12 protein-coding genes are annotated in these 20,793 nt (G+C 45.5%); 8 read left to right on the forward strand and 4 right to left on the reverse strand.

The window, feature by feature from the left end; translation table 11 throughout:
• Positions 1-38: 38 nt before the first annotated feature.
• Positions 39-641 carry a YkgJ family cysteine cluster protein gene (locus EO132_RS02905; RefSeq protein ID WP_127136513.1) on the reverse strand — a complete coding sequence of 201 codons (603 nt, stop codon included), beginning with the start codon at positions 639-641 and terminating at the stop codon, positions 39-41.
• Between the two features lie 133 nt (positions 642-774).
• Here EO132_RS02905 and EO132_RS02910 point away from each other — a divergent pair, with 133 nt between their 5' ends.
• Positions 775-2,286 (forward strand): carboxylesterase/lipase family protein, encoded by a 1,512-nt coding sequence (locus tag EO132_RS02910; protein WP_127136514.1) that lies wholly within the window; start codon positions 775-777, stop codon positions 2,284-2,286.
• A gap of 9 nt (positions 2,287-2,295) precedes the next feature.
• On the opposite strand, the gene EO132_RS02915 is transcribed toward EO132_RS02910, so the two are convergent.
• Positions 2,296-3,393, reverse strand: a complete 1,098-nt coding sequence (locus tag EO132_RS02915) for an adenylate/guanylate cyclase domain-containing protein (protein ID WP_235856363.1) — start codon at positions 3,391-3,393, stop codon at positions 2,296-2,298.
• Between the two features lie 244 nt (positions 3,394-3,637).
• On the opposite strand from EO132_RS02915, the gene EO132_RS02920 reads away from it, so the two are divergent.
• Positions 3,638-5,575, forward strand: a complete 1,938-nt coding sequence (locus tag EO132_RS02920; RefSeq protein ID WP_127136515.1) for a propionyl-CoA synthetase — start codon at positions 3,638-3,640, stop codon at positions 5,573-5,575.
• 6 nt (positions 5,576-5,581) lie between these two features.
• Here EO132_RS02920 and EO132_RS02925 read toward each other — a convergent pair whose 3' ends face one another.
• On the reverse strand, positions 5,582-9,010 hold the full coding sequence (locus EO132_RS02925) for a PA14 domain-containing protein (protein ID WP_127136516.1): 3,429 nt from the start codon (positions 9,008-9,010) through the stop codon (positions 5,582-5,584).
• 345 nt (positions 9,011-9,355) lie between these two features.
• On the opposite strand from EO132_RS02925, the gene rimP reads away from it, so the two are divergent.
• Genes rimP through infB form a run of 3 tightly spaced genes read left to right on the forward strand, consistent with a single transcriptional unit; the run spans position 9,356 to position 13,819 of the window.
• Complete coding sequence (rimP, locus tag EO132_RS02930; RefSeq protein WP_127136517.1) at positions 9,356-9,817, forward strand: ribosome assembly cofactor RimP; 462 nt, start codon at positions 9,356-9,358, stop codon at positions 9,815-9,817.
• A 12-nt stretch (positions 9,818-9,829) separates the two neighbouring features.
• Positions 9,830-11,062 carry a transcription termination factor NusA gene (nusA, locus tag EO132_RS02935; RefSeq protein WP_127136518.1) on the forward strand — a complete coding sequence of 411 codons (1,233 nt, stop codon included), beginning with the start codon at positions 9,830-9,832 and terminating at the stop codon, positions 11,060-11,062.
• A 42-nt stretch (positions 11,063-11,104) separates the two neighbouring features.
• Entirely contained in the window at positions 11,105-13,819 is a 2,715-nt protein-coding gene (gene infB, locus EO132_RS02940; protein ID WP_127136519.1) for a translation initiation factor IF-2, read from the forward strand.
• A gap of 49 nt (positions 13,820-13,868) precedes the next feature.
• Here the strand turns inward: infB and EO132_RS02945 are convergent, their stop codons facing one another.
• Positions 13,869-14,246 carry an SPOR domain-containing protein gene (locus EO132_RS02945; protein WP_127136520.1) on the reverse strand — a complete coding sequence of 126 codons (378 nt, stop codon included), beginning with the start codon at positions 14,244-14,246 and terminating at the stop codon, positions 13,869-13,871.
• A gap of 235 nt (positions 14,247-14,481) precedes the next feature.
• Between EO132_RS02945 and EO132_RS02950 the strand changes: the two genes are divergently transcribed.
• The 3 genes from EO132_RS02950 to nrfD are packed head-to-tail and all read left to right on the forward strand — an operon-like array spanning position 14,482 to position 20,792.
• Positions 14,482-15,852: a cytochrome c3 family protein gene (locus EO132_RS02950; RefSeq protein WP_127136521.1), complete on the forward strand. Its 1,371-nt coding sequence runs from the start codon at positions 14,482-14,484 to the stop codon at positions 15,850-15,852.
• Between the two features lie 32 nt (positions 15,853-15,884).
• Positions 15,885-19,007, forward strand: a complete 3,123-nt coding sequence (locus EO132_RS02955; RefSeq protein WP_127136522.1) for a TAT-variant-translocated molybdopterin oxidoreductase — start codon at positions 15,885-15,887, stop codon at positions 19,005-19,007.
• A gap of 33 nt (positions 19,008-19,040) precedes the next feature.
• Positions 19,041-20,792 (forward strand): NrfD/PsrC family molybdoenzyme membrane anchor subunit, encoded by a 1,752-nt coding sequence (gene nrfD, locus EO132_RS02960; protein WP_127136523.1) that lies wholly within the window; start codon positions 19,041-19,043, stop codon positions 20,790-20,792.
• The last annotated feature ends 1 nt before the right edge of the window (position 20,793 follow it).

Below are 20,793 nucleotides of genomic sequence, written 5' to 3' on the forward strand. Positions count from 1 at the left end.
AAAGCCCCTTAAATCATCGGATTTAAGGGGCTTGTTTTTTACCCGATTTTTCTGTCCGTACTGGGCACGGGCCTATAAGTGTAATATTGCAACACTTCCTCCAAGGCCATTTTCAGGGCTCTGTTAATCGGCATTGTTTTTGATCCCATCTGATAATCAATTTGATTCAGTTGCATGTAATAATCCGTGAATATCGGGACGTACATTCCTTTGGAAATGGCTTCTGATGTTATATGATAATGGTTGGCCTGCCCCTCTTTTATGATTTTGCAGGTGGCCAACCTCAAATTTCCATACTTGTCCTTACTTGCAGCATAGCCGAATAGCCTACAAATCAAACCTCTATGCTTATAACTACCACAGTGGCCCTTACTTAAAATGGAGACTGGTGTAAGCAAAAAACACGTTTGGTTCGGATGACTTTGTAAAGCTTCCAGTGCTTCTTCGGCCTTGCCTGATAAAAATACCTGAAAGGCCCATGGTAAAAATTCCAAAGGGGAGGCATCAATGTTGGGGTAGGAGCAACATTTTCCACAACCGGAAACACAACCGAGTCCAGATTTATCCTGAAATTGTTGGGTTTCCTGCTCCAATTGATCGAATAACGATTCAACCAATCGGACTTTTTGATCTAGTGTCATTTTTCGGCATCGAAAGTATATCTTATTTCAATATGTTTCCATAATATTTGACGGATGAGCTAAAGATTTTAAAAAGCAGTATCTTTTCGGCTATCAAGCACTTTAAAAAACAACTGAACAATACGACAACCCCATGAAAAAATTGATGTTCTTTTTTCTTCTAACAGCCTCATTGGGCCATGGACAGACTATTGTGGAAACCCATAATGGAAAAGTGGAGGGCTACACCGAAGGCGGGATACAAATATTCAAAGGTATACCCTTCGCGCAACCTCCTGTTGGGGAGTTGAGGTGGAAAGCACCGCAACCTGTTACAGATTGGAACGGGGTCAAAGCGTGTAAAACATTTGGTCCGAGTCCTATTCAAAATACACCGGAACCCTTTTTGTGCTGGACCGAGGAATTTATTGCCAAACCTGAACCCTTGAGCGAAGATTGCCTGTACCTGAATGTATGGACGCCCGCTCAAAAAAAGAATGAGAAACTACCGGTTTTTGTTTGGATTTACGGTGGGGGATTGAGCTCCGGCAGTGCCAATTGCGATATTTACGATGGCCTTCAAATGGCAGAGCAAGGGGTTGTTTTTGTGAGTCTGAATTATAGGGTCGGCGTACTCGGTTTTATGGCGCATCCAGAATTGAGTGAAGAGTCGGGACATAATGCATCTGGCAACTACGGATTTATGGATCAATTGCAAGGTTTAAAATGGGTCAAGGAAAACATAGCCGCTTTTGGTGGCGACCCAAACAATGTTACCATAGCGGGCCAGTCCGCAGGCTCTTTCAGTGTAAATGCTCAAATTGCCTCGCCTTTGGCGAGTGGTTATTTTGATAAGGCCATTTGTCAGAGTGGCGGTATTTTGGGAGGCCGTTTGATGCAAGATTTGGATGCGGCCGAACAGCAAGGAATCAAGTTCATGAAATCGGCTAATGCATCTTCCATTGACGAATTGAGAAAGATGACAGCAGTAAAATTGCAAGAGTTGAGCAACAACCAAGAAGTAGGGAGATTTGGGGTAGTGCTTGATGATTATTTTTTACCGAAGGATTTATTCGGACACTTTAAAGCTGGGGACCATAATCAAGTGAAGGTAATGACGGGTTGGGTAACCGGAGATTCCAATCTTTTGCCAACAGGAAAAGTGACCGCGGAAAGTTTCAAGTCGATGGCCAAAGAACGTTTTGGTGCAGAAGCAGATGAATTTTTAAAAATGTTCCCGGCCAAAACCGATGAAGAGGCCCTTGAATCCCAACAAAAAATGAACCTATTGAGCTTTGCCGGTCTACCATCATATTTACTGGCCAAATATACGGACAAACCCGTTTGGCTATACGAATTTACGCATGTGCCTACGGATAAACCCGGTTTTCCAAACTATGGGGCATTCCACACTTCCGAAGTTCCGTTTGCCTTGCACACGCTCGATCAATGGAAAAGACCATGGAAATCCCAAGAACGTGTATTGGAGGATCAAATGTCGGCCTATTGGGTAAATTTTGCCAAGACAGGAAATCCCAATGGAAAAGGCTTGCCAATTTGGGATAGTTATAATAATGAAGGAGGTAGACTATTGACCTTTGAAACCGATGCCATCGAAATGAACAGTGAATATTCGCAGGAATTCCAGTTTCTGTCGCAAGATTGAGATGTTGGTTTAATCCAATTGGGGAGCGAACAGTTCCACCGGTTTTTTTCTGCCCTCAAGTTCCATGTCTCCCAAAGGTTCAAGTTGTAGGCCTTTGGGTGCCAATTGTTCCGCCAATGCTTCGGAAATGATGATTTCCTGTTGCAAAGGCTTACATAGTTTCTGGATGCGGGCGGTAACATTCAAAACGTCCCCGGTAAAAAAGATTTCCTTTTTCAAGGCCCCGATTTCCCCAGTGGTCACTGGTCCAGTATGTATGGCGGCCCTGAATGAAGGCACTACGCCATAGGTTTCTTCAAAATAGGAGGATTTCTTTCGTAAGCTTTGCTTCATATCGTAAAAACAACGAATGCAATTATGGCGCTCCAGGCCATCGGCTTTTTCCCAAGTAACCACAATTTCGTCCCCGACATACTGGTAGACTTCCCCTTTGTTCTGAATAATGGCGTTTGACAATTGATTGTAATAGTCGCTCAAAAATCGAAAGTATGTTTTATGGCCCAATTGTTCGGCGAACGAGGTGGAGGACTTCATGTCCAAGAACATGAAAACACGTGATTCTTCCTTGGGTTGATGGTATTTTCCTGAAAAAAAGTTGAGCAAAACATTGTGGCCCAGATGCTCGCTGATATCCGAATATAATAGTGAAACGAATATGCTAAAGGCCAAGGATACCATAGTGCTCAAAAATGTGGGACTGACAATATAATTGGAAAATTTGTCCCATACCTGCGCATCAATGAGGGAGGACTGGAGCTCAATGCTTGCTGCAATGGGAAAGGTAATCAAGTTGATGACAAGCATGAACATAAGATAAAAACCCATTTTATATAGGATTTTTTGCCAAAATGCCTTGTATTTAAAAAGCCTGCCCAACCATAGTACCTCCACCGCACCTATGACCAATCCCACTAAAAAAACAGCGAGTGAGGCAAACAAAAAAATACTCCAGGTTACTGTAATATCGGTATCGGGCCGTTGATTTTCATACCCAGTGGCCATGGATTCTATAAAAAGGATAAACCAGCTCAGCACCAGCCAAATAATCCCAAAAGGCAAAATGCGCTTCACCTGATATCGAAATCTAGGGTTTGAAAAAAGGGTCATGTGGTAAAGGTAGCGTGAATTTGGTTTTAATCGAATGCCTGTATTGTCAAAACCTTATCTCAGGATTGAGCAAAGGTTGTTTAGATATATCAATTTAGCGAAATTATTCAATAGGTCAGGTCGATAAATTACTACTTTAGACGTGTTGTACTTTCAATGGTTTCATTTTCAGACTTTTGAAAATTGATATTTCATGGGGATTACAATCAAAAAAGCGCACATAAACTATTCAAACTACATTAGGATGGCGAAGATCAACTATGCACAGGAATTCAATCGCTCCATCAAAGATCCCGAAAACTTCTGGATGGAGCAGGCAACCCATATCAATTGGTTCCAAAAGCCACAAAGAGCACTGACCAGGGACGAAAACGGATTTTACCATTGGTTCAAAGGTGGAAAACTCAACACCTCATATTTGGCGCTTGATGCCCATATTGAAAATGGGCGGGGCAACGACATTGCACTCATTTACGATTCACCTGTTACGCAAACGATTGAGAAGTTTACGTATTTGGAGCTCCGGGAAAGAGTAAGCCGACTGGCTGGGGGCATGAAGCGGTTGGGGGTAGAAAAAGGGGATACGGTCATTATCTATATGCCCATGATTCCCCAAGCGGTTGTTTCCATGCTGGCCTGTGCACGATTGGGGGCCGTGCATTCGGTAGTGTTTGGTGGTTTTGCCCCGCACGAGCTGTCCATTCGTATTGATGATGCAAAGCCCAAATTGATCATTACCGCAACATCGGGTATCGAGGTGGACCGAATCATTCCTTATAAACCCATGGTGGACGAAGCCATCAAAATGGCGACCCATGCGCCCGAAAACGTCATTGTGTACAACAGACGGCTCGGAGCTGCACGCCCCGATGGCGAGAACGATATCGACTACGCTACTTTGATGAAAATAGCCGACCCTGTAAGATGTATCGAAGTGGATGCCACTGATCCGCTCTATATTCTTTACACCTCAGGGACCACAGGAAAACCCAAGGGAATCATTCGGGACAATGGGGGCCATGCCGTTGCCATGCACTACAGTATGAAACATATTTATGGTGTCAACCCTCGCGAGGTATTTTGGGCCGCTAGTGATGTAGGTTGGGTGGTAGGACATAGCTATATTGTGTACGCGCCAATGATTTATGGTTGTACCACGGTTTTGTTTGAGGGAAAACCTGTTCGCACTCCGGATGCATCCACATTTTGGCGTGTGATCAGTGACCACGAAGTGAAAGTAATGTTCACGGCACCAACGGCCATTAGGGCCATTAAGAAGGAAGATCCGGAAGGTGCTTTTGTGAAGCAATTCGATATGAGCGGACTCAGATACCTGTTCTTGGCCGGAGAGCGTTGCGATGTTTCCACTTTGAACTGGGCGGGCGAAAAATTGAATGTGCCCGTAATCGATCATTGGTGGCAGACGGAGACCGGTTGGCCCATTGTCGCCAACATGATGGGCTTTGAAGAGCAGTTCGAAGTAAAACCCGGTTCCGCAACAAAACCCGTTTGCGGTTACGATGTGCAAATATTACGGGAAGATGGCACCCCGTCCCGTGCGGGGGAAGAAGGCTACGTTGCCGTAAAATTACCATTGCCTCCAGGTACATTGCCCAATCTTTGGGGGGATACAGAAAGATTCATCAAGGGATACCTCACTAAGTTTGATGGCTATTATTTTTCTGGCGACGGAGGTTATATTGATGAAGAAGGGTATGTGTTCATTACAGGTAGGGTGGATGATATCATCAATGTGGCAGGTCATCGCTTATCAACGGCCGAGATGGAGGAAGTGGTCGCCAAGCACCCCGATGTGGCTGAATGTTGCGTGGTTGGAATAGCCGATGACCTAAAAGGTCAGATTCCGTTGGCGATAACCGTATTGAAGTCCGGGGCCACCATTGAGAGTTTTCAATTACAATCGGAAGTGGTAAGTGATGTTCGAAAGGAAATCGGTCCGGTTGCCTCCCTAAAAAAGGTGCTGGTCGCAGAGCGATTGCCAAAGACACGATCTGGAAAAATATTGCGTAAAGTGATTCGAGCCATTGCTGATGGAAAGGAGTTTACCGTTCCGTCAACCATAGATGATCCTGAAATACAATCGGAAATACAGGAGTTGTTCAAAGAGCAAATGGTAGGTTCTTTTGAAAAACGAACCAAACCAAACCAACCTGTTGATTGATGATTGTTAATTTTTGTTCACTCGATAGGTTACACCCCTGTTGGTAATGACCCGTCCCGATTTCACGGTAAGGTTGGCTTCATCCGAAGTCAAAGGTCCACAACTTGATGCGCTGTTCGAAACCAGAACGCGATAGATGTATCCATTTTTCGCCGTATCTGGCGAAGTGATCGTAAGATTTGCTGTTTGCGTTCCAGTGTATTCAGCGCCATCGGAAATATCGGCAAAATTGCTGCCCCCATCCATGCTTACTTGCCATTGATAGGTGTCTACATTCGATGCGGTAACAGCAAATGCCCCATTGTTTCCAACCACCACGGTTTGGTCTGCGGGTTGTGAGGATATCGTAAAGGGTGTTACCGTGATTGTTTGTTCCACATCCAAGGTGTTGCCTGCTTCATCGGTTACTCTATAAGTTCTGGTTATGATCTCCGGGTTGCTTCCACCATCGCTTACATCACTCACAAAAGTTACTGTTGGATTTGGGTCGCAGTTGTCAGCTTCGTCCGTTATTACGGTTACATCCGGTGTTGGGATATCAGCAGTACAATTCACTGAAATGGGCGAAGGTGCACTTGCGGTAGGAGCAGTTGTCTCTACTGTAATTGTTGTCGTTGCTGCCAAATCGGGATATGGTGGGTCGCTGGGCATACCACCATACTCCACTAAATATCCTTTGGGTTGATAATCGCCACTGGCTGCCCCGGTATTGGAAAGGTCGTTCCATGAGCCGGACAGTCCAACACCAGGAGCTGTAATGTGCGCATAATCCTCATCCCCGGATTGATTGGGCTCGCCGGAATTCCAAAATTCGTAGCCAAATGCGGTCCCCCCTGCGTTTCCTCTCCAGAATAAGGTGCCGGCCTCAGGACCGGTTACCCAGTACCAATCCCCTTCGGTAGCGGCATCACTGGCTCCTATCCAACCTGCGCCGGGAGCTTGTGATCCCAGCAGGTCCGATTCATCCTGAATGGAAATGGTGGCCAAATATCCTTGTAGTCCGTAAAATGTCCGTAGGGCCGCTGCATCTCGGGCAGCGGTCCAAGTAATGCCCAACGAAGGAACGTATTCATAATAGTGTCCGGTTGATTCCAAATAATTGGCCTCGTTCATCACTATGGAAAACGTCCGTGTATCGCCTGCGTTCACTGTGGCCGTGGTCTGAAAGACAACATCGCTTATGGCTGCCTCGAATTCAGCCAGTGTTGCAGGGCCTTCCAATAACAATCGTCCTTCGGAAGTGTCCCAACTAGCGGTAATATTGGAGTGTGTTCCGGTTAAGCTCAGTACATCTCCGGATACATCATAATTGGAAGTGACCTGGATGTAAACGGCATCCAAAGTACTGCTATCGGCATCCGTGATCTCAACATCTTCAACAACCGAAATTGTATCTCCTGGACAAAAAACCTGATCGCCGGTGGCTGTTATGGAAGGTGGGTCATTGTCATCAATGGTGTCATCCCTGAAATCGAGGTCTCCGCCCGATGCCACGTCCCCATCCGAATCCGGGAGCATTAAAGAGCCACCGTTGGTGTTCAGAGGGTTGTCTATGGTTCCTCCTGGGTCACCGTAATCTGAAGAAGTGTCCATATTGTTGTCCAAACCATCCCCGTCACTATCGGAACCGGAAAGGGTAAGGGTCGCTTCGGTCGTGTCGGGAGTCCCGTCGTTGTCACTGTCGGTATCCATAAAGTCGGGAGTTCCATCCCCATCCGTGTCTATTGGGGATAGACCTCCACCCTCGTAGGCGTCATCAAGTCCATTGTTATTGGAATCAACCCCGGAAGGTGCAGTATAGCCCAAGGATGTTTGGGCCTCTATATTGTCAGGTATGCCATCGCCGTCGCTATCCAAATCTTGGTGGTTGGGTATGCCGTCTCCGTCGGTATCAACGGTTGTGCAATCCTCGGAGCCTCCATAACTGGCACCATATACCCGTGATCCAACGTTATATGCCAATACTTTAATGTACTGTAAGCTACCTCCACTGACGGTAAAGGTGAATTCACGAATGGAACCGGGAGTTATGTTGTTTGTAGAAGCTAGCCAAGTGCCCAATGACCCAGATGAATCAGTACGTTCAATGTTATAGCTCGTGCTGGATACTGCGGGATCAGTACCCAAAAATACACTTACCGTAGTTCCGTCTGGAATTGGAGTGGCAAACTGTAGCAATAAGTTTGATTGCCCTTCATAAGTTGAGGTGGAATTGTAAGCATAAGAAGTTCCTGGACTGCCTTCGGCATTGGAGGGTGTCCTGAAAAAAGCAAGATCGGTGGCGGTTTGCACAAAATTCCCAGAGGCCCCTCCACATTCGTCCACGTCCAATATGCCATCGTTATCGTCATCTATGTCCGTAATGTCATCAATACCGTCTCCATCAATATCGGGAGCTCCAACGCTACAAGTGGAGTATAATTTGGTAAAAGGAATGTTCCGTTTGGATATGGAAGGGCCTTGGTAGGCAACCGATAGGTTTTCCCCGCCCCCGTTTTCAAAAAACAGTACCGTGATCTGGTGCAGTCCAGTGGTAAGAGTGATGTTCCCATTTCGCTCTCGGGAGCTATGGGCCCCGTCGTTGTTGACCACTTGGGTGCCATCAATATATAATTTTGAGCCATCGTCCGATGTCGTGTAAAAGGTATATGATCCTTGTGTGTCAATTTGGATGTATCCTGAATATCGAACACTGAAATTATCGGCATCCCCAGGGTCCTCTTGGTTTTGGAGGGCATCCACATCAAAACTGGTGTAAGTGCCAGACCCAAGATAGCCGGTGGTTGGGATATTGTCCACGGTACTGCCGGAAGGCGAACTGTCATAAAACTCAAAATCCACCTCGCCGTTGCATAGGCCCAATGTACCTTCCACCAAAACGTTGTCAATGTAATAGTATTCGTTACCTGCCGAATTATCAAAGCTTATTTTGATTTCCAGGGTGGAACCTGTTGTCGCCAAATTCACTGTGTATGATGAGTTCAGTGGATCGGAGGGATTGGAATCTCCCGATGCATTTTCAAACTCAATCCAAGGGCCTCCGTCTATACGGTATTCCCCTTTGAGATAATCTGAACCGGCCTCAAATTGATTGGTGGCCGACATGGTGGCCACATCCAAACTGAAATTGACAGCATCGTATCCGTATATGTTGATGGCATCGGTTTGCCAGATTCCTTCTGTTCCCAGATTATTGGCTTCGATACGGTTCCCTTGTACCCAAACCTTTCCCGAGAGAGTGGTTGTCCACCCTGTTGAGGAGGGGCCTGTTGCCGTTCCATTTTCAGTTCCGTTGGAATAACCATTGAAATTCTCGCTCCAAATTGTGGTTTGGGAGAAAGATAGAAAGGTTCCTAAAAGGAAAAATGCCAATAGCAGCATCCATCCATTGGGGAAATGGTTCATCTTCTTTTTGAAGAAAGAGGTTGTGCCCATATACTTTAGTCGATTGTTTTGCAAAATTACTTGGGTATTGGCCTACTCAAAATATTTGTTGTGAATGGGGACAAAACGGGTGTTAACCCCATAAATATGTGGGGAATGTTGTTTTTGATATTGTTTTGCTGAGGTTTTGTGGAATCGGCATTGCGGAATCAAACCAGCTTTAAAAGAGTTTCATTCTGGGGTAATTCATTGACAAATAGATGGGGAACCCCGATTTTTGTGCGGTAAGGGGTTGCACATGCGATAATATTTGTTGTATATTTGCAAAACTGAACGGATATAAAAGTATTCATGAGGGGACCTTGAGTCCCCTCTTTTATTACTGATTTCTCATTTATGTTGAAGGATAAAGTGGAGTTGTTGCTCAGTAAGGCATTGGAAGAAAACCCTTCCTTGTTCTTGGTCGATTTTAAAATGGGAGGCGACAATAGCATCAAAGTGGTTTTGGACGGCGATCAAGGGATTAGTTTGCAGGATTGTATGGACATAAGCAGGGCCATAGAGCACAATCTCGATCGTGAAGAAGAGGATTTTTCCTTGGAAGTCACGTCCGCGGGTGCCACTTCGCCATTGCAATTGCCGCGTCAGTACAATAAAAATATTGGAAGAAAATTACAGGTTAAGACCGGCTCCGAGCAATTGGAGGGTACACTGGTGTCAACCTCGACAGATAGTATTACCTTGGAGTGGAAGGCCAGAGAGCCCAAGCCCGTGGGTAAAGGAAAAGTTACAGTACAGAAAAAGCAGGAAATAGCCTTTTCTGACATTCTAGAGGCAAAAGTTAAATTAAAATTTTAATTGTAGTAGAAAATGGAAAACCTAGCGCTCATCGAATCCTTTTCGGAGTTTAAGGACGATAAGTTTATTGATAGGGTTACCCTTATGGCGATTTTGGAAGAAGTATTCCGAAGTGCGCTAAAGAAAAAATTTGGTTCTGACGACAATTTTGATATCATTATCAACCCCGATAAAGGGGATTTGGAAATATGGAGAAACCGTATTGTTGTGGAAGATGGTGAGGTAGAGGAACCAAACGAAGAGATTTCTTTGTCCGAAGCTAGGAAAATCGAGCCCGATTTTGAAGTTGGGGAAGATGTTTCGGAAGAGGTAAAGTTGATCGATTTGGGTAGAAGGGCCATTTTGGCACTGCGCCAAAACCTGATTTCAAAAATCCATGAGCACGATAATACGACCATCTACAAGCAATTTAAGGACTTGGAAGGTGAAATATATACGGCGGAAGTGCATCACATTAGGCACCGTGCCGTAATTTTGCTGGATGATGAAGGAAATGAAATCATCCTTCCAAAGGACAAGCAGATTCCATCTGACTTTTTCAGGAAAGGGGATAACGTTCGTGGGATTATTGAAAGTGTGGAGCTTAAAGGAAACAAGCCTGCCATCATCATGTCAAGAACATCGCCAAAATTCTTGGAGCAATTGTTCTTCCAGGAAATCCCAGAAGTGTTCGATGGTTTGATCACTATCAAAAAAGCAGTTCGTATTCCTGGGGAAAAGGCGAAAGTGGCTGTGGATTCCTATGATGATAGAATCGATCCCGTAGGTGCCTGTGTGGGTATGAAGGGTTCAAGAATTCATGGCATCGTTCGCGAGTTGGGCAACGAAAATATCGATGTGATCAACTGGACGAACAATCCACAATTAATGGTGACCCGTGCGTTGAGTCCTGCAAGGGTAACATCCGTTAAATTGAACGATGAGAAAAAAACAGCTCAAGTATACCTAAAGCCAGAGGAGGTTTCCAAGGCCATCGGTAGAGGTGGGCATAATATTCGATTGGCCGGTCAATTGACTGGTTACGAAATAGATGTGTTCCGTGAAGGCGTTGAAGAAGATGTGGAATTGACCGAGTTTTCCGATGAAATCGAAAGCTGGGTAATCGAAGAATTCAAGAAGATTGGATTGGATACCGCACGCAGCGTTTTGGAACAAGATGTGAAGGATTTGGTAAAACGAACCGATCTGGAAGAAGAAACAATCCAAGAGGTCGTTCGCATCCTCAAGGAAGAATTTGAAGATTAGGCTTATATTAGCAGCGAAAATTTAGGGCAAGTAAAATTATTTATGGCAGAAAATCCAACAATACGACTTAACAAAGTTCTCAGAGAATTGAACATTTCACTGGATAGGGCAGTCGATTACCTGGCCTCAGAGGGGCATGAGGTAGAGGCGCGTCCTACCACTAAAATATCCAATGAAGTGTATCAAGTTCTGTTGGATGAGTTCCAAACGGATAAGAGCAAAAAGGTCGCTTCCAAGGAAGTTGGTGAGGAAAAGCGCAAGGAAAAGGAGGCTATCCGAATCCGAATGGAGAAAGAGCAAGAAGAGCGTAGGCTGGCCAAAGAGAAGAAAGAGTCTGAACAACAGGTGGTAAAAGCCAAGGCAGAGCTTTCCGGTCCAAAAACCGTGGGTAAAATCAATTTGGACAAAAAATCCGAAGAACCCAAGGAAGAAGAGCCGAAGAAAGAAGAAGCTCCGAAGGCCGAACCGAAAAAAGCCCAAGAAGAGGAGAAGCCAAAGGCTCCTGAAAAGGAAAAGACGGAAAAGAAAGAGGAGGTAGTAGAGGCCAAGGAGGAAACCACTGAGAGCAAGGAAGGCTCGGAAGATGCCGAGTCAGGTACCATAAAAACCAAGTACCAAAAACTTTCCGGTCCTAAAATTACAGGGGATAAAATCGACCTTTCCCAATTCAAGAAGCCGAAGAAGAAAAAAGAGGACAACAAAAGTTCCAACAAAGGAGGTTCGTCCGATGGAGGAGAGCGCAAGAAGCGTCGTAGAAGAATTGTTAAAAACGGCCCACAATCAGGTGGTGGTCGAAATAATAGGGGAGGTTCCAGAGGAAAAGGACAGCGTTCATCCGCGCCTAAAGTGGAGCCTACCGAGGAAGAAGTACAAAAACAGGTAAGGGAGACCCTTGAAAAACTTCAAGGTAAATCCAGTAAAGGCCGTGGGGCCAAATATCGTAGGGAGAAAAGGGATCAGCACCGTCAGCAAACGGAGAAAGATCTTGAACAACAAGAGTTGGACAGTAAAATCCTGAAAGTGACCGAGTTCGTTACAGTAAACGAGCTTGCCACCATGATGAATGTTTCCACTACGCAGATTATTTCTGCTTGTATGTCCCTAGGTATCATGGTGACCATGAACCAGCGTCTTGACGCCGAGACCCTTTCCATTGTTGCCGATGAATTTGGTTACGAAGTGGAATTTGTTACCGCAGAAATCGAGGAGACCATAGAAGAGGTCGAGGATACCCCGGAAGATTTGGAGCCACGCGCACCAATCGTTACGGTAATGGGTCACGTAGACCACGGTAAAACATCCTTGTTGGACTATGTTCGCCAAGAGAACGTAATTGCCGGTGAGAGTGGTGGGATTACCCAGCACATTGGAGCCTACGGGGTTTCACTTGAAGACGGACAAAAAATCACATTCTTGGATACACCGGGTCACGAAGCGTTTACCGCGATGAGAGCCCGTGGTGCCCAAGTAACGGATATAGCGATTATTGTAATTGCGGCGGACGATGATATCATGCCCCAAACAAAAGAGGCCATCAGTCACGCGCAAGCAGCAGGGGTGCCTATTGTCTTCGCCATCAACAAAGTTGATAAGCCGACAGCCAACCCTGATAAGATCAAAGAAGGTCTGGCCAGTATGAATTTATTGGTTGAGGATTGGGGTGGTAAAGTGCAGTCCCATGATATTTCCGCCAAAACCGGACAAGGCGTTCAGGAATTGTTGGAGAAGGTGTTGTTGGAAGCTGAACTATTGGAGCTTAAAGCGAATCCGGATAGATTGGCAACAGGAACCGTTGTCGAGGCATTCTTGGATAAAGGTAGAGGGTATGTGGCCACTATTTTGGTGCAGGCCGGTACTTTGAAGATAGGAGATTATGTGCTTGCGGGAACTTGCAGTGGTAAAGTAAAAGCCATGCAAGATGAGCGAGGTAACAATATTGAAAGTGCTGGGCCATCCACGCCAATCTCTATTTTGGGATTGGATGGAGCGCCACAGGCAGGTGATAGGTTCCATGTGCTGGAAGACGAGCGTGAAGCAAAACAGATAGCCGCAAAACGTTCGCAATTGCAACGTGAGCAATCCGTGAGAACGCAACGTCATATTACACTGGACGAAATTGGACGAAGAATTGCATTGGGCGACTTCCAAGAGCTGAATATCATCCTTAAAGGTGATGTGGACGGTTCCGTGGAAGCCTTGACCGACTCGTTCCAAAAACTATCCACTGATGAGATTCAGGTCAATATCATACATAAAGGTGTTGGTGCGATTACCGAGTCCGATGTCTTGTTGGCAAGTGCATCCGATGCCATTATCATCGGGTTTAATGTACGTCCTATGGGCAACGCCAGGTCAATCGCTGATAAGGAGGAAATCGATATCAGGACGTACTCCATTATCTATGATGCCATCAACGATCTAAAAGATGCGATGGAAGGTATGTTGTCCCCAGAGATGAAGGAGGAAGTTACCGGAAACGCAGAGATCAGGGAGACCTTCAAGATTTCCAAAGTCGGAACAATTGCAGGTTGTATGGTGACCAGCGGAAAAATCTTCAGAAATTCACGTATTCGTTTGATTAGGGACGGTGTCGTGATCTATACTGGGGAGTTGGCTTCCTTGAAGCGATTTAAGGATGATGTGAAGGAAGTATCCAAAGGATATGATTGTGGATTGCAGATCAAGAACTACAATGATATCAAGGAAGGGGATATTGTGGAAGCCTTCCAAGAAGTTGCAGTGAAGAAAAAACTGTAAAATGATATTAATCAGGAATAAAAAATCCCGCGCAAAAGGCGGGATTTTTTTATGATTTATTTTCTTTTTCCTCCGGTTTCAGGAGCATGGCGTCGGGATATTTTTTTCGGACTTCCAAGTACTTTCTTTCGGCCTCCAATTTGGTTTTGAACCTTCCAAGCCTAACACGGTAGGTGGGCGATTCAAACTCTATTTTGGAATACCAATCGGGGAAATCAATCTCTACTTGGCTCAATAGATCTTGGGCTCTGGCGTAGTTGCCAAAACCGACCTGAATTTGATAAAACCCAGTGTTTGCGTTCACTTTGGCGTACAATTTAACCAACTCGTTGATTTTTGGATCTTGTTGAATCGTTACCTGTCCGTCCTGTGCAAAAACTTGAGTTGTCAAAGCAATTAAAATGGTGCTAAATACAGCCGTTTTCATGATATTTACGTGTTGTATGATTTATGCTTACTGCAAATGTAGATTATTAAAGGTTAAGCAAGTCGAGCGCAAGTTATTTAGAATCTTTATAAATTATGTGTTATGAATACCTTAAGATTTCAAAAAATGACTGTATGTCTTACTTTTGTTGCCATTCTTGGTAGGGTAAAAAGCTATTGCTCTAATACTCAATAGAAAGAATCATGCCAAAGATTTCGATAGAAATTTCACGAATATGAAAAAGGTTTTATACCGCCATCTATTTTCTAAAGTTTTAGGTTTAACTCTCCTATTATTCTCATCATCTTTTTATGCACAGGAAGAAACCGAAGCTGCCGCTGATGTAGCTACGGAAGAAACTGCTGATGCAACAGGGGGAGACCCAGTAAAAGGAAAGCAACTCTTTAATCAGAACTGTGCCGCATGTCACTCCTTGGACAGGAAGATGACTGGTCCGGCCTTGGCCAATGTGGAGACAAGATTGGCTGAAGACGAGGGGTTGGATAAGGAGTGGATTTATGCATGGGTGAAAAACAGTCCTGGGGTAATTGCTTCCGGGGATGCCTATGCAAACAAAATTTACGCCGAGTACAATCAGGCTGCGATGACGCCTTTCCCGACATTGTCCAATGAGGATATCGATGATATTTTGGCATATACGGCCGCTCCTCCAAAAGCGCCTGCCCAAACAGCTGCTGCAACGCCTGCTGGTGGCGAAGGTTCGGGAGGTTCCACTTCGGGTATCTCAAATGAGATGATCCTTGGGGCCTTGGCCTTGGTGTTCGGTCTTTTGGTTATCATGTTGATCTTGGTGAACAAGACCTTGCGCAGAATAGCCGAAGCCAATGGGGTGGTGCTCGAAAAAGAAAAAGAAAAGCGTTTGCCCATTTGGAAGGCTTTTGTCCAGAACCAGTTCTTGGTCTTGGTAACAGTGGTCTTCTTGTTGTTGGGTAGTGCTTATTTCGCTTATGGATATTTGATGCAGGTCGGTGTTGATCAGGGGTATGCTCCGGTCCAGCCCATTCACTTCTCGCACAAGATCCATGCTGGTGATAACAACGTGGACTGTAAGTACTGTCACTCTTCTGCAAGGGTGTCCAAGACTTCAGGGATTCCTTCCTTGAACGTGTGTATGAACTGTCACAAGTCAATCTACGAATACACAGGTAATCCAGAAGGACCATCTGCAGAGGATTTGGCCGCAGGGCATACCAATGAGTTCTATACTGGAGAGATCAAAAAACTATACAAGGCAGTGGGATGGGATGAAGAAAACCAGAGCTACACGGGCGAGACACAGCCGGTGGAGTGGGTGAGAATCCATCAATTGCCTGACTTTGCTTATTTCAATCACTCCCAGCACGTTTCAGTTGCCGGTGTTGAGTGTCAAACTTGTCACGGTCCGATTGAGGAAATGGAAGTTGTGGAGCAATTCGCTCCTTTGACCATGGGATGGTGTATCAACTGTCACAGGGAGACCAATGTCAAGGTACAGGGCAATGCCTATTATGAGGCAATCCACGAGGAGTTGTCCAAAAAGTATGGTGTTGAGGAGTTGACCGCTGCTATGATGGGTGGTCTGGAATGTGGAAAGTGTCACTATTAAGAATTAAAAGAAGATAATCTCAGATATATCGTATGGCATCAAACAAAAAATATTGGAAAAGTGAAGCGGAGTTGAATCCGAACGATTCCATTGTTGAGGCGCTAAGAAACAACGAGTTTACCGAAGAGATTCCCGTTGATGAATTTTTGGGCGACAAGGAAAATTTGTCCGCCTCAAACACATCCCGTAGGGATTTCCTGAAATATGTAGGTTTCAGTACGGCAGCAGCTACAGTTGCAGCGTGCGAAGGCCCGGTTCACAAATCCATCCCATATGTGGTTCAGCCGGACAATATCGTTCCCGGTGTTGCCAATTACTATGCAACCACGATTGCCGATGGTTTTGATTTTGCCAGTATCTTGGTAAAGACCCGGGAAGGAAGGCCTATCAAAATTGAAAATAATACCGATGCCAAAGTTAATGGCGGAGCCAATGCAAGAGTGCAGGCGTCTGTGTTGACTTTGTATGACAGCAAAAGGGTCCAAGGGCCTATGGCCAAAGGAGAGCCTGTGGAGTGGAAAGTGTTGGATGCTACCGTGAAGGCGAAGTTGAATGCGTTGAAAGGTTCCAATAAGCAAGTAGTGCTGTTGACCCAGACTTATGCCAGTCCATCGACCACAAAATTGATAGCTGAATTTAAAGCGGCTTACGGAGACAATGTGAACCACGTGGTTTACGATGCCATTTCCGAAGATGCTGCTTTGAATGCGTATGATAAAGCCTATGGTGAGCGCGCCTTGGCCGATTATGATTTTGAGAAAGCAGGTTTGATTGTTTCTTTCGGAGCAGATTTTCTTGGTGATTGGCAAGGTGGCGGATACGATACAGGTTATGCCAAGGGCCGTGTTCCCAAAAATGGGAAAATGTCCAGGCACGTACAGTTGGAGTCCAATATGTCCTTGACAGGTGCCAATGCCGACAAGCGATACCCGATGACCCCTACGCAACAAAAGATTGCCCTTGCCAAATTGTACGGCAAGTTGAATGGCAGCAATGTTGGTGGAGGTACTTCCGATGTGGATGAAGCTGTTGATAAGGTTGCGGCCGAAATCAAAAAAGCAGGCAGCAAAGCAGTTGTTGTAAGTGGTCTGAATGATGAAAATGCGCAAACTGTCGTACTGGCCATCAACAAATTGTTGGCAAGTGAGGCTTTTGATCCAGAAAAACCAAAATATGTGCGTCAGGGCGATGCTGCCAAAGTGAGCAAATTGATTGCTGACATGAATGCAGGTCGTGTTGGGGCTTTGATTATGGATGGTGTTAACCCAGCCTATACATTGCCGAATGCTGACGAGTTCCTTTCGGGGCTTGGGCAGGTGGATGTATCCGTTGATTTCGCATTTATTAATGATGAGACGGCTCAAGCGTCCACTTATGTGGCTGCAGCCTCACATTACTTGGAATCTTGGGGTGATGCCGAATTCAAAAAAGGAGAATACAGCTTGATGCAACCCGCCATTCGGGAGTTGTTTGATACGAAACAGTTTCAAACAGCCCTTTTGACATGGATGGGCATTGAGAAAACATATTACGAATACATCAAAGAAACTTGGAACACGAATATTCTTCAGGGCGGTTCTTGGAACAAGGCCTTGCAAGATGGTGTGTTCGCAGCGCCAGTAATGGTAATGGAGGATGTTGAAGCTGAGTCTGTTCAGGCAGATGCTGAAGTAGAACAGCCCGAGATAGTGCCGATTGCTTCTGCAATCCGTTCTTTGGTGAATGCAACTAGCCCAGGTACTGAATTGGTGTTCTATTCCAAAGTTGGAATGGGGGATGGTCGTCAAGCGAACAACCCTTGGTTGCAGGAGTTCCCCGACCCGATTTCCAGGGTGTCTTGGGATAACTATGTAACCGTTTCCAAAGCGGATGCAGAGTCTTGGGGGCTTGAAAACAGCATTGAGGCCGATGGTGGTGTCAATGGTAGTTACGTGAAATTGACCGTGGATGGTAAAGTGTTGGAAAATGTTCCGGTAATCATTCAGCCAGGTCAGGCGGTAGGTACTGTTGGTCTATCTTTCGGTTATGGTAAGAAAGCAGGAATGCAAGAAGAGATGGCTACTGGGGTAAATGCCTATACTTTGTATGGCAACTTCTCCGATGTGCAGTCCGTAACTGTTGAAAAAGCAGGCGGCGAGCATGAGTTCGCTTGTATTCAATCCCATAAAACATTGATGGGTAGAGGGGATATCATCAAGGAAACCACCTTGGAAATCTTCAATACCAAAGACCACGCAGAGTGGAACCCAATGCCGCACGTTACCTTGAACCATCAGGAAATTCCTGTGACTTCTCCAGATGCGGATCTTTGGGAAGAATTTGATAGAAGCGTTGGGCATCACTTTAACTTGTCCATCGATTTGAACGCATGTACCGGTTGTGGTGCTTGTGTTATAGCATGTCATGCAGAGAACAATGTTCCTGTTGTTGGAAAACGCGAAATGCGTCGTTCCAGGGATATGCACTGGTTGCGAATAGACAGATATTATTCTTCCGAGGAAACTTTTGAAGCTGATAATGAGAGGAAGGAAGAAATGGAAGGCCTTTGGGGAGATAAAGGTTCCCTAGGCGGATTCAGGGAGATGGAAGACCCGTCTGCCAACCCGCAAGTGGCATTCCAGCCTGTAATGTGTCAGCATTGTAACCATGCACCTTGTGAGACTGTGTGTCCAGTTGCTGCGACATCCCACGGTAGACAAGGTCAAAACCATATGGCATACAACCGTTGTGTGGGTACAAGATATTGTGCCAACAACTGTCCGTATAAGGTTCGTAGGTTCAACTGGTTCTTGTACAACAACAACGACGAGTTTGACTTTAACATGAACAACGATTTGGGTAAAATGGTGATCAATCCAGATGTGAATGTACGTTCAAGAGGTGTTATGGAGAAATGCTCCATGTGTATCCAAATGACCCAAAAGACCATTCTGGATGCCAAGAGAGATGGAAGAGTCATCAAAGATGGCGAGTTCCAGACGGCATGTTCTGCGGCTTGTAGCAGTGGAGCTATGGTGTTCGGGGATATCAATGACCATGACAGTAAGGTGGCGGAGTTGAAGGAAGATGACAGAATGTACCATTTGTTGGAGCATGTGGGAACCAAACCAAATGTGTTCTACCATGTGAAAGTTAGAAACACCAACGAGGCTTAATCAATAAAAATAGAAGTAACTAGAAGATAAATTATGGCGTCGCATTACGAAGCACCTATTCGAAAGCCCTTAGTGGTCGGAGACAAAGGATACCACGATGTATCAGTGGACATTGCCCGTCCGGTTGAGGGAAAGGCCAATAAACAATGGTGGATTGTATTTTCCATCGCATTAGTGGCATTCCTCTGGGGTTTAGGATGTATCATTTATACCGTTTCCACGGGTATTGGGGTTTGGGGACTTAACCGAACCGTTAACTGGGCCTGGGATATTACCAACTTTGTATGGTGGGTAGGTATTGGTCACGCAGGTACACTGATTTCAGCTGTACTCTTGCTTTTCCGTCAAAAATGGAGAATGGCGATCAACCGTTCTGCAGAGGCGATGACCATTTTCTCGGTTGTTCAGGCAGGTTTGTTCCCTATTATCCACATGGGTCGTCCATGGTTGGGATACTGGGTACTTCCCATCCCTAACCAATTCGGTTCGCTTTGGGTAAACTTCAACTCGCCCTTGCTCTGGGACGTATTTGCGATTTCAACGTATCTTTCCGTATCATTGGTATTCTGGTGGACAGGTTTGTTACCTGACTTTGCCATGATTCGTGATAGAGCGGTAAAACCGTTCCAAAAGAAAATATACAGCCTGTTGAGCTTTGGTTGGACAGGTCGTGCAAAGGATTGGCAACGTTTTGAGGAAGTTTCCTTGGTATTGGCTGGTTTGGCCACGCCTTTGGTACTTTCCGTACACACGATTGTATCTTTTGACTTTGCCACTTCGGTAATTCCAGGATGGCACACCACCATCTTCCCTCCGTACTTCGTTGCGGGTGCGATTTTCTCTGGATTTGCCATGGTAAACACACTTTTGATCATTATGCGTAAGGTGTGCAGCCTTGAGGCGTATATCACAGTACAGCACATTGAATTGATGAATATCGTAATCATGATTACGGGTTCCATCGTGGGATGTGCCTATATCACGGAGTTGTTCATTGCATGGTATTCCGGAGTGGAGTATGAGCAGTATGCTTTCTTGAACAGGGCTACCGGACCTTACTGGTGGGCTTACTGGTCCATGATGACCTGTAACGTATTCTCGCCACAGTTCATGTGGTTCAAAAAATTGCGTACCAGTATCATGTTCTCCTTCTTTATCTCCATTGTGGTGAACATAGGGATGTGGTTTGAGCGTTTCGTGATTATCGTTACCTCCTTGCACAGGGATTACTTGCCATCCTCTTGGACGATGTTCTCCCCGACCTTCGTGGATATCGGAATCTTTGTCGGGACCATAGGATTCTTCTTCGTGTTGTTCCTGTTGTACTCTAGAACGTTCCCTGTAATCGCGCAGGCCGAGGTAAAATCCATCTTGAAAGCATCAGGAGAGAAATACAAGAAATTAAGGGATGCAGGAAAGCCTTTGTATGAAATGCCACAAGGTGTGAACAAAGTGGTAAGCTACGATGAGCCGATAACGGACGACGTGTTGATGGGAGAGCCCAAACCGACCGTCGGCGATAAAGTTGGCGTATCCGAGCTGCTAGGCACCATTGGTACCTTCGACGCAGCCACGGAGACCCCGGACGATCTCAAAAAGATAAAAGGTGTAGGTCCGGAGATGGAACGTACCTTGAACGAAATAGGCATATTTACCTATGCCCAGGTCGCTAGAATGACCGAAAAGGAGTATGATTTGTTGGACTCAATTACCGGAAGGTTCCCAGGACGTGCACAGCGCGATGATTGGGCGGGTCAGGCAAAGTTGTTAAACGATAAAAAATAAT

Source organism: Flagellimonas oceanensis (assembly GCF_003992595.1).
GTDB lineage: Bacteria > Bacteroidota > Bacteroidia > Flavobacteriales > Flavobacteriaceae > Flagellimonas > Flagellimonas oceanensis.

What these genes read in the sequence shown, in the direction of transcription:
- EO132_RS02925 (WP_127136516.1), bottom strand. Translation starts at nt 9,010, where the DNA reads ATGGGCACAACCTCTTTCTTCAAAAAGAAGATGAACCATTTCCCCAAT.
- EO132_RS02950 (WP_127136521.1), top strand. Translation starts at nt 14,482, where the DNA reads ATGAAAAAGGTTTTATACCGCCATCTATTTTCTAAAGTTTTAGGTTTA.
- nusA (WP_127136518.1), top strand. Translation starts at nt 9,830, where the DNA reads ATGGAAAACCTAGCGCTCATCGAATCCTTTTCGGAGTTTAAGGACGAT.
- EO132_RS02905 (WP_127136513.1), bottom strand. Translation starts at nt 641, where the DNA reads ATGACACTAGATCAAAAAGTCCGATTGGTTGAATCGTTATTCGATCAA.
- EO132_RS02955 (WP_127136522.1), top strand. Translation starts at nt 15,885, where the DNA reads ATGGCATCAAACAAAAAATATTGGAAAAGTGAAGCGGAGTTGAATCCG.
- infB (WP_127136519.1), top strand. Translation starts at nt 11,105, where the DNA reads ATGGCAGAAAATCCAACAATACGACTTAACAAAGTTCTCAGAGAATTG.
- EO132_RS02915 (WP_235856363.1), bottom strand. Translation starts at nt 3,393, where the DNA reads ATGACCCTTTTTTCAAACCCTAGATTTCGATATCAGGTGAAGCGCATT.
- EO132_RS02945 (WP_127136520.1), bottom strand. Translation starts at nt 14,246, where the DNA reads ATGAAAACGGCTGTATTTAGCACCATTTTAATTGCTTTGACAACTCAA.
- nrfD (WP_127136523.1), top strand. Translation starts at nt 19,041, where the DNA reads ATGGCGTCGCATTACGAAGCACCTATTCGAAAGCCCTTAGTGGTCGGA.
- EO132_RS02910 (WP_127136514.1), top strand. Translation starts at nt 775, where the DNA reads ATGAAAAAATTGATGTTCTTTTTTCTTCTAACAGCCTCATTGGGCCAT.
- rimP (WP_127136517.1), top strand. Translation starts at nt 9,356, where the DNA reads ATGTTGAAGGATAAAGTGGAGTTGTTGCTCAGTAAGGCATTGGAAGAA.
- EO132_RS02920 (WP_127136515.1), top strand. Translation starts at nt 3,638, where the DNA reads ATGGCGAAGATCAACTATGCACAGGAATTCAATCGCTCCATCAAAGAT.